We start from the raw sequence: 14,824 nt of genomic DNA on the forward strand, positions 1-14,824 counted from the left end.
GTTGTATTTTCAAAATTAAATTACCGGCAAATCAAGCTAAATCTGCCGATTTTAGTTTATTTTGCCGGGTAAAAGCGAGGGCAAAATTATTAAAAAAACATTCAAAATAGCACTTTGGTTGACGGGGATCCTGCTGGCATTCCTGCTGACGGCCTATCTGGCTTTTCAAACCAGTGCCATACAAACCATTGTGGTACGGCAAATTGCCAAACACTATTCTGAAAAGCTGGGTACACGGCTGAGCGTAAAGAGTGTGGACATCGCCTTTTTTAACAAAGTTATCCTGAATGAAGTTTTAATTGAAGACCAGCAGGCCGATACGCTCTTTTTCATCGGGAATCTGGTAGCATCGATCGATCATTTCCGAATCAAGCAAATAGAGGTGAATCTATCGTCGCTAGCCTTGCTCGACACCAAGATTTACGTATCGCTCGACGAGAACCACCTGCCCAACTACACCTTTTTAATGGATGCCCTCCGAAATCCGGAGAGAAAAGCCGAACTCCCCGGCTGGAACATTTCCTGCCGCAATTTCATTTTTAACGACACCCGGCTTGGTTATTCCTATTATCAGAAAGAAGGCACCCATTTGATCGACCTGCACAATATCAACCTGGATGTTACCGATATAGTGCTGCACCCCGATTCGGTGTCGTTCCGGATTAACCAGCTTAGTTTCGACGACCACAAATCATTCATATTGAATGAACTGAGCACCAATTTCGTATCCTACAAACACATCATTAAACTGAATGATCTGAAATTCAGCACGCCGAGGTCGCAAATTGCCAATGCCAACTTCATCATCGATCAAACCGGGCTGGAAACAGGCACCGATTTTTCGCTATCACAAATTGATTTGAACATCCGTGAATCCATGATCGATTTTCGCGATGTGGGGCAACTGGTGCCGGCACTGAACGGAATGGACCTGCAAATGAACCTCTCCGGCCACATTTATGGTACCATTGCCGATTTGAAAGCCAAGGAACTCTCAGTGGGCTTTGGCGACCACACCCAACTGACCTGCGACTTTTACATCAACGGTCTGCCCAACCTGGATGAAGCTTATTTGTACTTCGACCTGAAAAATTTGTCCACCGATTTCAGGGACATTGCCAAGGTAAGACTGCCCGACAGTTCAGCGAAAAAATACCCGGAGATACCGTCCATGCTCTACGATGCCGGCATCATTCATTATAAAGGAAATTTTACCGGATTTCTGAGCGATTTTGTGGCGTATGGTACCTTACGTTCCAACTTTGGACGAATGGAAACCGACCTTTCGTTTATCCCATCGGCAAACAATTCGCTTGAAATTAAAGGTCATCTGAAAACCGTAAACTTTCGCTTGGGCAAGTTCTCCCAAATCAATAACCTGGGAGATATTACTTTCAACGGTCAGATCAATGGTAACTACCAGCGCAACCGGAAAATTTTAACCGCCGACATTGACGGCGTAGTTGACAGTGTATTTTTCCGCGGTTACCGCTATAAGAACATTGTGCTCGACGGCCAAATTCAGGAACAGAAATTTGAGGGCGATCTGAGCATTGACGATCAAAACCTAAAAGGACGATTTGCGGGAAAGGTAGACCTGAACCCTCAGATACCAGTTTTCGACTTTGAATTGCTGCTTGACCGGGCCAACCTGGCAGCCCTCAATATCGATAAAATTCACCGCGAATCGGACCTGGCCGTTGACCTGAAGGCAAATTTCAGCGGAAATGGAATCGACAACCTGAATGGAAACATTTGGTTTGAAGAAGGCCTGTATTCAAACGAAAATAATTTCCTCACCCTAAACAGCCTGACCATCAACACATATGTTGACAGCGTAAAGAACCTGGAACTGCGTTCGGATTATCTCGATGCCAACATCCGGGGCACCTATTCCTTTGGAACGATCGGCCAGGGACTGAAAAATCTGCTGTACCGCTACCTGCCCGCCTCGGGAGTTATGCAGTCTTCAACTCCCGGTTTAAACAAGTTCAATCTTGAGTTGAATATTAAGGATGCCGAACCAATCACCCAAACGTTTTTACCCAACCTGTACCTGAGCCCGGCGCAGGTTTTCGGTTATTTTGACGAAGCAAAAAACAAGCTCGACATCTATTCCGAAATTCCGCAAATTGAGTACAACAACCTCATTTTTAGGGGATATTCCCTTTCCATCCACAGTAGCGACAAATTGGAACTGAAAAGCCGGCTGGAGGAATTGCAGGTCAGTGACGGCCAAAAGCTTTACAACCTGGCTGTTTTGGCTGATGCCCAACAAAACAATATGGGCGCCAAACTTATATGGAACAATTACGATGAAAAAACTTACAGTGGCGAACTGGAAACGAACATTCAGTTTTCGAAGCCCCTGAAAGGTGTTCCGCATGTGGAGATGAACATTTTGCCCACGCGCATCTACATCGCGGATTCGCTTTGGAACATCCATCCATCAACTATTTCGATTGATTCCACAACAATTGGGGTGAATAATTTCCGTATTTCAAATCAAAATCAGGAGTTCCGGTTCAACGGAAATATTTCAAAGGACAAAACAGCCCGGTTGAATATGACCGTGAACAATTTCAACCTGAACAACCTGAACCTAATCACCGGACAGGATGCCAACCTGCAAGGATTGCTGAGCGGAACCGCCAGTGTTTTTGATGTGTACGAGAAAGCGCTTTTTCTGTCGGACCTGAAAATTGACGGGCTAAGATACAGCGGCCAGCAAGTAGGAAATGTGAGCGTTCTCAGTAAATGGGACCGGCCATCGGAGTCCGTTCAGTCTGAATTGATTGTGAATAACAATAACCGGCAAACCGTTTACGGCTACGGTAGCTATTCCCCCACACGCGACAGCCTCGACTTTACCCTGAATGTGGAAAATGTGTCGCTGACACTGCTTCAGCCTGTGCTTGAAAACACCTTCGACAATGTACACGGCGATGCAACCGGGGAAGTGAAGATTTACGGAAAGCCTGAAAAGATATTCATGAGAGGCGATGTTTACGCCCATAATGCCGGCTTATCATTGGGTTACCTGCAAGTGAGCTACTACTTTAGCGACACAGTACAATTCAGGGGCGATTCCATCATTTTCGACCAGATTACCGTCCATGATTTTGATGGCAACCAAGGCCTCTTTGACGGCTCCATCCGCCATGACAATTTCTCGAACATGGATTATGACATGTTGCTGCGTACTCAAAAAATACTGGCGATAAACACCACCGTCCGCGACAATGAGCGTTTTTACGGGAAAGCATACGGCAATGGCAACCTTCGTATTTCGGGGCATGGCCGCCAGCTTTATCTCGACGGCGCAGTACGCACCATGAACGGAACTAGTATCAACATCTCGCTGGACTACGAAGAGGAAGCCCAAGTGTATGATTTTCTGCAATTTCTGTCGCCCAAAGAAACAGCAACAACTACTCTCGATCGGAAATTACCGCAGCAGGAATCACAGGTATTCATGAATTTCGACATCGATGTGACCCCTGATGCCCGGTTTCAGTTGATATACAACTCTCAAATTGGTGATATGATCCGGGCCCAGGGCAGCGGAAACCTTAAGCTCGAAATTGATCCTGATTTCAATATCGCGTTGTATGGCGAATATCTGGTTGACCGTGGAGATTACCTGTTCACCTTGCAAAACGTGATCAACAAAAAATTTGAAATTGAACAAGGCGGCACCATCAACTGGAACGGCGACCCGTATAATGCCAACATCAATCTAAATGCCATTTACCGGTTGAAAGCTTCGTTAAGTGAACTGAATCCTGACAAAGAATCTGACCAAAATAACCCCAATACCCCCAATGCCCAATATTATCAGCGTATCCCGGTGCAATGCAAAATATCGCTTACCGACAATTTGAACAATCCCACAATCGGGTTTGGCATCGATTTTCCCACTATCGAAAACCGGATAAAAGAAGAAGTACGGCAGTTTTTCAGTACAGAGGAAGATATGAACAAACAAATTTTGTCGCTACTGGTGCTGGGCCGGTTTTACACTCCTGAATATCTAAGGGGCAGCTACGAGGCTTCCAATCCCAATGTAGTAGGATCCACGGCCAGCGAACTGTTTTCCAACCAACTCAGCAACTGGCTTTCTCAAATCAGCAACGATTTCGACATTGGCGTGAATTACCGCCCCGGCGATCAAATTAGTGACGATGAAATTGAACTTGCCCTAAGTACACAAATCTTTAACGACCGGGTTACGTTGAACGGTAATATCGGCAACAACGGGACACAGGCCACCACGGCCAATAATAACAATATTGTGGGCGACTTCGACTTGAATGTGAAGATCACCAATAACGGGAAGTTACAGTTTAAAGCATACAACCATTCCAACAACAATATCATTTACGAAACATCGCCCTACACCCAGGGCATCGGCCTCAGTTATCGTGAGAACTATGACAATTTTGATGAACTGTGGAACAAGTTTCTCCAGCTGTTCAAACGAAAGGCCCAAAACAAATAACGTTCATCTCAACTTCTTTAAACCTTGTATAAGTACAGGCATCCCTACTCTTTCCGCGATCCTTTGTACAGTTCGTATTTCCGGAAGCTGCACGCCAGCGCTCCGTTGAAAAGCGGGATTTTTCGGGCTGGTTTCAAGCCAATGGATTTCAGACAGTCGTTGGTACTGATGATCCAAGCTTCTGTTTCGGGATAATGATGTTTAAGACGCTCGCCAATCATGCTATAAAACGCTTCATCACCGGTCTCAATGCGTTCGCCATAAGGCGGGTTGAATACCAGGAAGCCACAATCTGTTTTTTTCTCCGACGTACGGAAATCTGCAACCTCCAGCTTGATCAGGTCGTTCACCCTCGCTTTTTCGGCATTCTTGAAAGCCAGGTCCACGCTGCCACGCGAAATATCGGAACCGTAAAGTTTAAAATCAGGTTTGCGGTGATCGGTTTCCGATTTTATTTTTTCAAACAGAGAGGACTGATAATTTTTCCAATGTTGAAAAGCGTATTTCCGGCCAATTTCGCCCGGCAATACATTTTTAGCCATCATGGCAGCTTCAATCACGATGGTGCCGGAGCCACACATCGGGTCGAACAATGATTGCTCGCCGTTCCAGCCGGCCAACTTCAACATCCCGGCGGCCAGCACTTCGCTGATGGGCGCTTCGTGGTTACCCACCCGGTAACCCCGCTTATGAAGCGACTCCCCGCTGCTGTCGAGCGAAATGGTGCAACTATTATTGGCAATGTGCAAATTAATCTGTACCTGTGGGTTACGGGTATCAACAGACGGTCGTTTGCTGCCTGCCCGGCGAAAACGGTCCACAATGGCATCTTTCAGTTTTAGCGATGCAAACATCGAGTTATTAAACAGGTCGCTGAAAACGGTACTTTGAACCGCAAAGGTTTTGTCCGCATCAAAATATTCTTCCCACTTTATTTTGAAAGCCTGATGATAGAGATCGTCGGCCTTCATTATTTTAAATGTACGCAGAGGAACCAATATCTTCAATGCTGTGCGCAATGAATAATTGGCACGGTAAATCATCTCCTCGTTTCCTGAAAAATACACTGCACGTCGAGCCGGTTGTACTTCATCGGCATTCAATGCAAGCAACTCGGCGGCCAAAACCTCTTCCAGTCCGGCGTAGGTGGTTGCCACCAATTGACTATTGTTCATCATGTTACTATAAATAGGGCCGAATCGTGTTATACCCGGCACATGGATTGATCTGTTAATATGCGATTATAATTCTTGACAGTCTATTAAATACCGCCGCCGTCACTAAAAGCGGTTTCCCGCGCCTTGGACTGAACAATTTTGGAGTCGGGCGGAACATTGTTGGTTACCCAAACGTTACCACCAATCACCGAATTTTTTCCAATCGTGATGCGTCCCAAAATCGTTGCCTGAGCATAAATAATGACATTGTCCTCCACAATCGGATGCCGCGGCACCCCTTTAATCGGGTTTCCGTGTTCGTCAAGCGGGAAACTTTTTGCCCCCAGGGTAACGCCTTGATACAATTTCACATTGTTACCAATGATACAGGTCGAACCGATCACCACACCCGTACCATGGTCAATGGTAAACGATTCGCCGATTTGTGCTTTGGGATGAATATCGATACCGGTTTCGGAATGAGCCATCTCGCCGATAATACGCGGAATAAGCGGCACTCCCAGCTCCAGCAAACGGTGAGCAATCCGATAATTGGAAATAGCACGGATGGCCGGGTAGCAATAAATAACTTCGCTGCGGCTTTTGGCGGCAGGATCGCCCACAAAAGCGGCCTCCACATCGGTAACCAGTATCCGGCGGATTTCCGGCAAGTAGGCAATAAAATCGGCTGCCAACTCCTGGGCAAACCGGTTTCGTTCGGGCATATCGATTTCTTCCGGTTGCTTATCGCATGTAAAGCACAAACCGGCCAGAATTTGCTCCGAAAGCAGCTCAAAAAGCTCGTCAACATAAACGCCCATGTAATGGCGGATGGTATCGGGACGTAAACTGGTATTTCCAAAATAGCCGGGAAATAAAATTTCGCGCACCATGTTGACAATTCGGGCAAGCTTTTCGGTTGAAGGTAACGGTTCGCCCAACCGATGTTCGTGGCAAACCATATCGTAGGTTTTCGGATCAGCCAGTTGCTTAACTGTCTGATTTATCTTTTGGAGGATGGTATGATCAGATTGCATTTTTATCTTCATTAAATAAGGTTGTACTTAAATATCGTTCGCCTGTGTCACATATCATGACAACTAGGTGCTTGTCTTTGTTTTCTTCGCGGCGGGCAATTTGCAAAGCTGCAAATACGTTTGCCCCGGATGAAATTCCGCAAAATATCCCTTCCTTTTTAGCCAAGGCTCTTGCCTGTTCAAAAGCCGCTTCATCCGTTACGCGAAAAACTTCGTCATAAATAGCTGTATTCAGCACCTTGGGGACAAACCCGGCGCCAATGCCCTGAATTTTGTGCGGACCTGCGGGATTCCCTGAAAGGACGGCCGATGTTTCCGGTTCAACCACCACGCTGTACAAATCAGCTTTGTGTTGTTTCAGTGCCTCCGAAACGCCGGTAATGGTTCCGCCGGTGCCTGCGCCTGCCACAAAAATATCAACTTTTCCGTCGGTATCGTTCCAGATTTCCTGCGCGGTTGTGGCCCGGTGCATGGCAGGATTGGCCGGGTTTTCAAACTGCATAGGCACAAAGGCGTTTCCAAGGGCAGCTGCCAATTCTTCGGTTTTGGCAATAGCTTCCTTCATCCCGCCTTTGGCCGAAGTGAGTACCAACTCGGCGCCATACGCTTTTAAAATCATTCTTCGTTCCACAGAAACACTTTCGGGCATCACGATGATCAGGCGATAGCCGCGCACCGCACAAACCATGGCCAAGCCAATTCCGGTATTTCCACTGGTTGGCTCAATGATCACCGTTTCGGTGTTGATCCGGTTTTCGGCTTCGGCTGCCGTAATCATTGCCAGGGCAAGGCGGTCCTTTACTGAACCTCCGGGATTCTGCGATTCCAGCTTGGCATAAACCCGTGCACAACAGCCCTCGACAACACGGTTTAGCTGCACCAAAGGCGTTCCACCAATCAATTGCGTGATATCCGATGCGATTTTCATAAGTGAACAATTTATTATGAGGCCACAGGCCTATTCATTATAAAGCATAAACAAAATTCCTTTTTTTCCGGTTGAATTACAAGCCTGTTTCCTGCAAACCATCAAATAATTTCTTTTACTGCCTGAATGGCTTGTTGAATCCGCTCCTCTCCCATTCCACCGATCTCTGCAAACCGAAAGCCACGCGAAGTCAATTCATTTTTATATAACTGAAACAGACGTTCCCGTTCGTCTCCCCCATGCTCCCGAAGCGGGTCCGGCTCCCAGGGAATATCCGGTTTACAGAGTAAGTAAAGGTCAACCGGATTTTCCCGGATAGCCTGTTCCAGCCATCCCGGAGTTCTTTGGTAAACCCATTCAAACCAAACTTTCGTGATAATCAGCCAGGTATCAAAAATGACCATTTCAGCCGTGGATTGCCGAGCCAGTTTATATTGCCGAAGCTGCTCCCGGGCGATTTCCTCCACATCATTGTAGGTATAATCATGACCCTTTTCAGCCAAATATTCACGGGCATATTCCGAAAATGAAAGTGCATGAAAACAGCTGGCCAGTTCTTTTGTCAGCGTACTTTTAGCTGTTGATTCGGGCCCGGTAACTGCGATAATTTTCTTCATTGTAAGATTAAATTTTCAGGATTCCGCCTCCAAAGATTTTTTCCAGCTCCAATAGCCCAGCACCGCCATTATGGTATAAACTACGAACAGAAGAACCGTTGGCCAAAGGCTCTTAAACGCATACAGGACGACGGAAAAGAAATCCACAAACACCCAAATCAGCCAATGTTCGAGATATTTTCGGGCCAGCATCCAAGTGGCCACCAGGCTCAGGGCCGTTGTAAGTGAATCGCCCAACGGAACCGGCGAATCGGTATAGTTCTTCAGCACAAAAGCAATGAGCAAAAACAAAACAAGAGATACACCCGCCAGAGCCAGCCACAGTTTCTTTGGGGTATGGCTAACAGGCAGATGATCTTTCCGGTCCGGTTTTCCTTTTAGCCAAAAATACCAACCGTAGATACTCACGCCCACGTAATAAACCTGTAGAGCCATGTCGGCATAAAACTTCGACACTAAAAAAACATACACATATAGGGCGGATGTGAGCAAGCCAACCGGCCAGGTCCATATATTTTGCCTGATGGACAGAAAAATGTAAACCAGCCCCAGTACGGCCCCGAGTACTTCAATAAAATTGGCTTGGAGCCAATCAAAAACCAAGTCAGCCATGCGTTTACTTTTCTACCAACAGTTTTTCGTATTGCGATGCGTTTTTCAGCACCTCCAGCGCCTGTTGTATGATTTCTTCCTCCTGATTGATCGCCTGGTAATAGTAACCGGGACCAAACAGGTCGCGAGCCAGCAGCGCTGCAATCTGCTTTTTGATCAGTGGACGAGCAAAAGCAACACTAGCCTCATCTTTTTCAATTTTTTCCTGATCAGCTTCAGCAATCATTTTTTCAATAATCACCTCATCCACTTCAAACTTGCTAATGAAGGTACCGAAATCAGTATATTTTTTAGACAGCTTTTCCCGGTTGGCATCCATATAAGTTAGCACATTCGAATACAGTATATTTTTTCGGATAAGCTGGTTGAAATAGGCATAATTGGCCGAGGTATCAATCGGGACGAAAACATCAGGCATCACACCGCCGCCACCATAAACAGGACGCTTGTTTTTCAGGGTTTCGTACAGTTTCGTTTCATCAAAATGAATGCTGTCTTCGGAGAAGAGCTCTCCGGTTTCGAAACGGGTCAGATAATCCTTTCGATATTCTTCCACACCATTTTCATACGGCTTTTGGATGCACCGTCCGCTGGGCGTGTAATAATGGGCCGTGGTAAGCCGCACCACCGAACCATCCGTCAGCGGGAAAGGTTGCTGCACCAAGCCCTTTCCGAAAGAGCGGCGACCGACGATCAGGCCACGGTCCCAGTCTTGAACGGCACCGGCAACAATTTCGCTGGCCGAAGCCGACCCTTCATCAATCAAAACAACCAGTTTTCCCTGCTCGAATTCGCCCAACGCAGTGGCCTTGTAGTCTTTTCGCGTGTCGTGAACCCCTTCGGTATAAACAACCAGGCGATAGGCGCCCAAAAAATGATCAGCCAAATCGATGGCTGCTTTCAGATAGCCGCCGCCATTGCCGCGCAAATCGAGCACCAGGTTGCGGAAACCAGGTTTCGTTTTCAATTCTTTGATGGCCGCCAGAAACTCATCGGTTGTCGTGGCGGAGAAGCGGTTCAGTTTGATGTAGCCGGTTTCGTCGTCAAGCATGTAGGAGGCATCCAGGCTGTTGATGGGAATTTTATCGCGGATGATGGTAAAGTCGAGCCAGTCGGTGTGTCGTTTACGCATCACTTTCAGATCGACTTTTGTGCCTTTGTCGCCGCGGAGCATACTCATCACATCGCTGTTCTTCAGTCCGGTACCGGCCACTGTTTTACCGTCGATCACCATAATCCGGTCGCCGGGCAACAGGCCCACTTTTTCGGAAGGCCCACCCGGAATGATCGTTACCACCATCAGCGTATCTTTCAATATATTAAATGAGATGCCAATCCCTTCGAAACTGCCTTGAAGTGGCTCATTCATCTTCTCAACTTCTTCTTTGGAAATATAAACCGAATGTGGATCTAGCTTGCTTAACATATCTGTGATGGCACCTTCGGTCAGTTTGTCAATATTGGTAGTATCCACATAGTAACTTTCAATCAGGCGTAACAACCGCCCGAATTTCATCATATTTCCCTGAACGTCCTGCGCCTGCGCAACCGGAATAACCGCCAGAAACAAAAACAGGAAAAACAGGCTGAAACCTGTTATTTTTAATTTACTGCTCATCCTCTTGTATCTTTTAATAATAACCGATAAAGATAAAATAATATAGCCCGACGTCAAAAGCGGGGGCGCTAATAAATGTTAACAAAAGAGGGAAGCCGAAAGCCTCCCTCTTGTTTATCTTATTCCCACTCGATTGTTGCAGGTGGCTTTGAGCTGATATCGTAAACCACGCGGTTGATGCCGCGAACTTTGTTAATGATTTCGTTTGACATTTTTGCCAGGAATTCATAAGGAAGATGGACCCAATCAGCAGTCATGCCGTCGGTTGACATCACGGCACGCAGGGCAACCACATTTTCGTAAGTGCGCTCATCACCCATTACTCCAACCGACTGGACCGGAAGCAACATCACACCTGCCTGCCAAACCTGATCATACAGTTTCCATTCTTTCAGGCCATTGATAAAAATGGCGTCTGCTTCTTGCAGAATCCGAACTTTTTCAGGGGTAACATCGCTCAGGATACGGATGCCCAATCCGGGTCCCGGGAAAGGGTGCCGCCCTAGCAGTTCATCGCGAATGCCCAACGCTTTTCCTACTCGCCGAACCTCATCTTTAAAAAGCAGATTTAGCGGTTCAACCACTTTCAGTTTCATTTTTTCGGGAAGACCGCCCACGTTGTGGTGCGATTTGATGGTGGCTGAAGGTCCGTTTACCGAAACAGATTCAATCACATCGGGGTAAATAGTCCCTTGCGCCAACCATTTGACCTCCTGTATTTTGTGCGCCTCCACATCGAACACTTCGATGAAGTCGCGGCCAATAACCTTGCGTTTTTGTTCCGGGTCAGTTATACCTGCCAGATCATTCCAGAATTTTTGTTTGGCGTCAACGCCGATCACATTCAAGCCCATGTGCTTATATGAATCCAATACTGCTTCAAACTCATTTTTGCGCAACAAGCCATTATCCACAAAAATACAGGTGAGGTTTTTGCCAATTGCCCGGTTCAGCAACACGCCCGCAACGGTAGAATCCACTCCGCCCGAAAGGCCAAGAACAACCTTGTCGTTGCCCAGTTTTTCCTTCAGTTGGGCTACCGTGCTTTCGATGAAAGAAGCAGGAGTCCAATCCTGCTTGCACCCGCAAATATCGACAGCAAAATTCTTCAGCAGTTGTGTCCCTTCGGTGGTATGGTAAACCTCTGGATGAAACTGAATGGCATACGTTGTTTCGCCATCAATTTTATAAGCCGCATTATTCACGTCAGCCGTCGAGGCAATTACGTTATAACCTACAGGCAGGCGCTCAATGGTATCGCCGTGCGACATCCATACCTGCGTATTCAGTGTCATATGTTTGAACAGTTCATTTTCCTGATCAATGTATCCCAAATTGGCCCGGCCATATTCGCGCGAATTGGAAGGCAATACTTCGCCACCAAAATAGTGTGACAAATACTGCGCCCCGTAACAAACGCCCAGCAAAGGCAGTTTTCCTTTAATTGCCGACAAATCGGGTTTCGGTGCATTTTCGTCGCGAACAGAATAGGGACTGCCACTCAGGATAACTCCTTTTACTGTTTCGTCAATGGCCGGGAAATGGTTAAACGGGTGGATTTCGCAATAAATGTTCAGTTCGCGCACACGACGTCCGATTAACTGTGTGTATTGGGAACCAAAGTCAAGAATGAGGATTTTCTCTTGCATGAATCTGTATTTTTTTGATGGCGCAAAGATAGAAAAATCCTCCTAATGAAACAGACAGATTAAGAAACAGAGCAGCCAGAAATTAACATTTACAAACCAGAGTCTGCTGAATGACGTTTTGCAAAAAAAAAGGCCACAGAAAAACGCTGTGACCTTTTGTGATTTTACAATTCGCGAATCCAGATATTTCGGAAACTAACCGGGTTGCCATGATCCTGGAGGATGATTGGTCCGTCACCGTGAGGTTTCACCGAATACTCGGGAATTCCGATATATTCAGTGGGGCCTCGAACCACCATATTGTTTTGAACCAGGACACCATTGTGGATGACTGTCACCCGGGGAGGGGTAAAATAGGTCCCATCATTGTTGAAACGGGGCGCCGTGTAAATGATGTCGTACGTTTGCCACACACCAGGAGCTTTGCAGGCATTTACCAGCGGAGCATGCTGCTTGTAAATACTACCGGCCTGACCATTGCGGTAAGTGCGGTTATTATAATTATCCAGCACCTGCACCTCGTAAATTCCCTGCAAAAAAACACCACTGTTGCCGCGTCCCTGGCTCTCGCCAACCACTTCGGCCGGTGTGCGCCATTCCACGTGCAACTGGAAATCTTTAAACTGGCGTTTTGTTTGAATGATGCCAGCACCTCTTTTTACCGTGGCCACGCCATTTTCGAAATCCCAGCCCGGTTTTTCGCCGGATGCATTGGTCCATTCGTAACCCAATTCCTTCCCCTCACCAATCAGGACAATAGCATCGGAAGGGGCATCCATCGGGGACTCGCCAGGTGTAACAACGGTAACTTCAGGGTCCCAGATTTCGGTCATCTCCGGGACCATTTTAGGCATTTCGGGCTGAGCAAAAGCACTTATGCTCACCAGCGTGAGCATTACAAAAACAGGTTTTCTCATGGTTTGAATAAAATTTAGTTTAACATAGGTTGGCTATAGGTCAAGTTCTTGCATGATTGAGTCAATTTTTTGTTCAGCTAAACGTTCAACCTGCTCAAAATCATTTCTGCTGGTTAGTTCCCCGGCCACTTCAAAATAAAATTTGATTTTGGGTTCGGTGCCTGATGGACGAACTGAAATTTTGGTTCCGTCTTCGGTAAAAAACTGCATTACATCAGAAGTGATTTTTTGGTTGATCTTTTTCGTTTCGCCAGTCAATAGGTTGCGTTCGGTTAAATCAGCATAGTCTTTTACAATTTTCAGCGGACTGCCTCCCAATGTTTTTGGAGGATTGGTTCGGAAGTTCACCATCATTTGTTGAATCTCGTCGGCCCCGGTTTTTCCCGGACGGACAATGTACTTCATCTTTTCTTTCGAATAGCCATATTCAAGATAAATATCCTGCAGCAATTCGAACAGGGTTTTCCCCTGATCTTTTGCCCAGGCTGCAATCTCGGCCATCAAGGCACAAGCGGAAACGGCGTCTTTATCGCGCACAAAATCGGCCGGCATAAAACCAAAACTTTCTTCGCCGCCGCCAATGTATTTTTTCTGCCCTTCCAACTCGCGGATGATCTCGGCGATGTACTTGAAACCAGTGTAAACATCGTAATAATCAATACCGTTTTTTTGAGCAATTTCGGCAATCTTTTCGGTGGTTACGATAGTTTTCACAATGAATTCGTTGCCCTTAAAAGCGTTGCTTTCTTTCATCCGCGTAATGATGTAATAGATGAAGAGCAAAGCAGTTTGGTTTCCATTGATAATGATGAATTCGCCCTTTTCGTTGCGGACAGCAACACCGATCCGGTCAGCATCAGGGTCGGAAGCCAGAACCACATCGGCATCCACTTCATACCCTTTTTTCATGGCCATATCCATGGCGGCAGGTTCTTCGGGATTGGGCGAAACCACCGTAGGAAAATCACCGCTCACAACATCCTGCTCCGGCACATTGAAAATGTTTTCGAAGCCAAAAGCCCGCAATGCGGCCGGGATCAGTTTCACTCCGGTCCCGTGGATCGGCGTGTAAACAATCTTCAGGTCCTTGTGCTTTTTCACAATTTCGGGCGCCAGGGAAACTGTTTTCACCTTGGCAAGAAACTTTTGATCAATCTCGTCGCCAATAATTTCAATCAGCTCCCGGTTGCCTTCAAATCGAATGTCTTCTGCCTTTACCCGTTGAACTTCGTCGATAATGTTCACATCGTGCGGGCCAACAATTTGGGAACCATCTTCCCAATAAGCCTTGTAACCGTTATATTCTTTGGGGTTGTGCGAAGCCGTTAAAATAATTCCGCTCTGACAGCCCAATTCACGAATCACAAACGACATTTCGGGTGTGGGGCGTAAATCCTCAAACAAATAAACTTTAATGCCGTTGGCTGCAAATATTTCAGCGCTTTTTTCAGAGAATAACCGGCTGTTGTTCCGGCAGTCGTATGCAATTGCAACTTTTATCTGGTCCAATCCGGCGAACACTTTTTTCAGGTAGTTGCTCAACCCTTGCGTGGCTGCCCCAACCGTGTAAATGTTCATGCGGTTTGAACCGGCCCCCATAATTCCGCGCAAACCTCCGGTTCCAAATTCCAGATCGCGGTAAAATGAATCGATGAGCTCGCTTTTATCCTCTGCCTCCAACATCCGCTTCACTTCGTCGCGGGTTTGTTGATCATACACGTCGCTCAACCAGGTTTTGGCCTTCTTCACAACTGCATCTAAAACATCATTATTCGTCACCATATCTTT

General features: G+C 46.6%; 10 protein-coding genes. 1 reads left to right on the forward strand and 9 read right to left on the reverse strand.

The genetic code is table 11. The annotated features are described in order from the left end of the window. Positions 1-118: 118 nt before the first annotated feature. The gene (locus N2K84_RS03285; RefSeq protein WP_282590347.1) at positions 119-4,501 is read left to right on the forward strand and encodes a translocation/assembly module TamB domain-containing protein; all 4,383 of its coding nucleotides are present in this window, start codon (positions 119-121) and stop codon (positions 4,499-4,501) included. Positions 4,502-4,545: 44 nt separating this feature from the next. On the opposite strand, the gene N2K84_RS03290 is transcribed toward N2K84_RS03285, so the two are convergent. From N2K84_RS03290 to N2K84_RS03330, 9 genes are all read right to left on the reverse strand, one after another. Next, on the reverse strand, positions 4,546-5,679 hold the full coding sequence (locus N2K84_RS03290; RefSeq protein ID WP_282590348.1) for a THUMP domain-containing class I SAM-dependent RNA methyltransferase: 1,134 nt from the start codon (positions 5,677-5,679) through the stop codon (positions 4,546-4,548). Between the two features lie 83 nt (positions 5,680-5,762). After that, complete coding sequence (gene epsC, locus N2K84_RS03295; protein ID WP_282590349.1) at positions 5,763-6,707, reverse strand: serine O-acetyltransferase EpsC; 945 nt, start codon at positions 6,705-6,707, stop codon at positions 5,763-5,765. Further along, positions 6,685-7,623, reverse strand: coding sequence for a cysteine synthase A (cysK, locus tag N2K84_RS03300; RefSeq protein WP_282590350.1), 939 nt, complete (start codon positions 7,621-7,623; stop codon positions 6,685-6,687). The genes epsC and cysK overlap by 23 nt, the downstream gene beginning before the upstream one ends. 101 nt (positions 7,624-7,724) lie before the next feature. Continuing rightward, positions 7,725-8,240: an ATP-binding protein gene (locus N2K84_RS03305; RefSeq protein WP_282590351.1), complete on the reverse strand. Its 516-nt coding sequence runs from the start codon at positions 8,238-8,240 to the stop codon at positions 7,725-7,727. A gap of 15 nt (positions 8,241-8,255) precedes the next feature. After that, positions 8,256-8,852 (reverse strand): nicotinamide riboside transporter PnuC, encoded by a 597-nt coding sequence (pnuC, locus tag N2K84_RS03310; protein ID WP_282590352.1) that lies wholly within the window; start codon positions 8,850-8,852, stop codon positions 8,256-8,258. A gap of 4 nt (positions 8,853-8,856) precedes the next feature. Beyond that, the gene (locus tag N2K84_RS03315; RefSeq protein WP_282590353.1) at positions 8,857-10,470 is read right to left on the reverse strand and encodes a S41 family peptidase; all 1,614 of its coding nucleotides are present in this window, start codon (positions 10,468-10,470) and stop codon (positions 8,857-8,859) included. Between the two features lie 119 nt (positions 10,471-10,589). Next, entirely contained in the window at positions 10,590-12,119 is a 1,530-nt protein-coding gene (gene guaA / locus N2K84_RS03320; protein WP_282590354.1) for a glutamine-hydrolyzing GMP synthase, read from the reverse strand. A gap of 164 nt (positions 12,120-12,283) precedes the next feature. Then, on the reverse strand, positions 12,284-13,036 hold the full coding sequence (locus N2K84_RS03325; RefSeq protein ID WP_282590355.1) for a 3-keto-disaccharide hydrolase: 753 nt from the start codon (positions 13,034-13,036) through the stop codon (positions 12,284-12,286). Positions 13,037-13,069: 33 nt separating this feature from the next. Next, entirely contained in the window at positions 13,070-14,818 is a 1,749-nt protein-coding gene (locus N2K84_RS03330) for a phospho-sugar mutase (protein WP_282590356.1), read from the reverse strand. Positions 14,819-14,824 lie beyond the last annotated feature (6 nt).

It is taken from the genome of Gaoshiqia sediminis (assembly GCF_025907915.1).
Lineage (GTDB): Bacteria > Bacteroidota > Bacteroidia > Bacteroidales > Prolixibacteraceae > Gaoshiqia > Gaoshiqia sediminis.

What these genes read in the sequence shown, in the direction of transcription:
- N2K84_RS03290 (WP_282590348.1), bottom strand. Translation starts at nt 5,679, where the DNA reads ATGATGAACAATAGTCAATTGGTGGCAACCACCTACGCCGGACTGGAA.
- epsC (WP_282590349.1), bottom strand. Translation starts at nt 6,707, where the DNA reads ATGAAGATAAAAATGCAATCTGATCATACCATCCTCCAAAAGATAAAT.
- cysK (WP_282590350.1), bottom strand. Translation starts at nt 7,623, where the DNA reads ATGAAAATCGCATCGGATATCACGCAATTGATTGGTGGAACGCCTTTG.
- N2K84_RS03305 (WP_282590351.1), bottom strand. Translation starts at nt 8,240, where the DNA reads ATGAAGAAAATTATCGCAGTTACCGGGCCCGAATCAACAGCTAAAAGT.
- pnuC (WP_282590352.1), bottom strand. Translation starts at nt 8,852, where the DNA reads ATGGCTGACTTGGTTTTTGATTGGCTCCAAGCCAATTTTATTGAAGTA.
- N2K84_RS03315 (WP_282590353.1), bottom strand. Translation starts at nt 10,470, where the DNA reads ATGAGCAGTAAATTAAAAATAACAGGTTTCAGCCTGTTTTTCCTGTTT.
- guaA (WP_282590354.1), bottom strand. Translation starts at nt 12,119, where the DNA reads ATGCAAGAGAAAATCCTCATTCTTGACTTTGGTTCCCAATACACACAG.
- N2K84_RS03325 (WP_282590355.1), bottom strand. Translation starts at nt 13,036, where the DNA reads ATGAGAAAACCTGTTTTTGTAATGCTCACGCTGGTGAGCATAAGTGCT.
- N2K84_RS03330 (WP_282590356.1), bottom strand. Translation starts at nt 14,818, where the DNA reads ATGGTGACGAATAATGATGTTTTAGATGCAGTTGTGAAGAAGGCCAAA.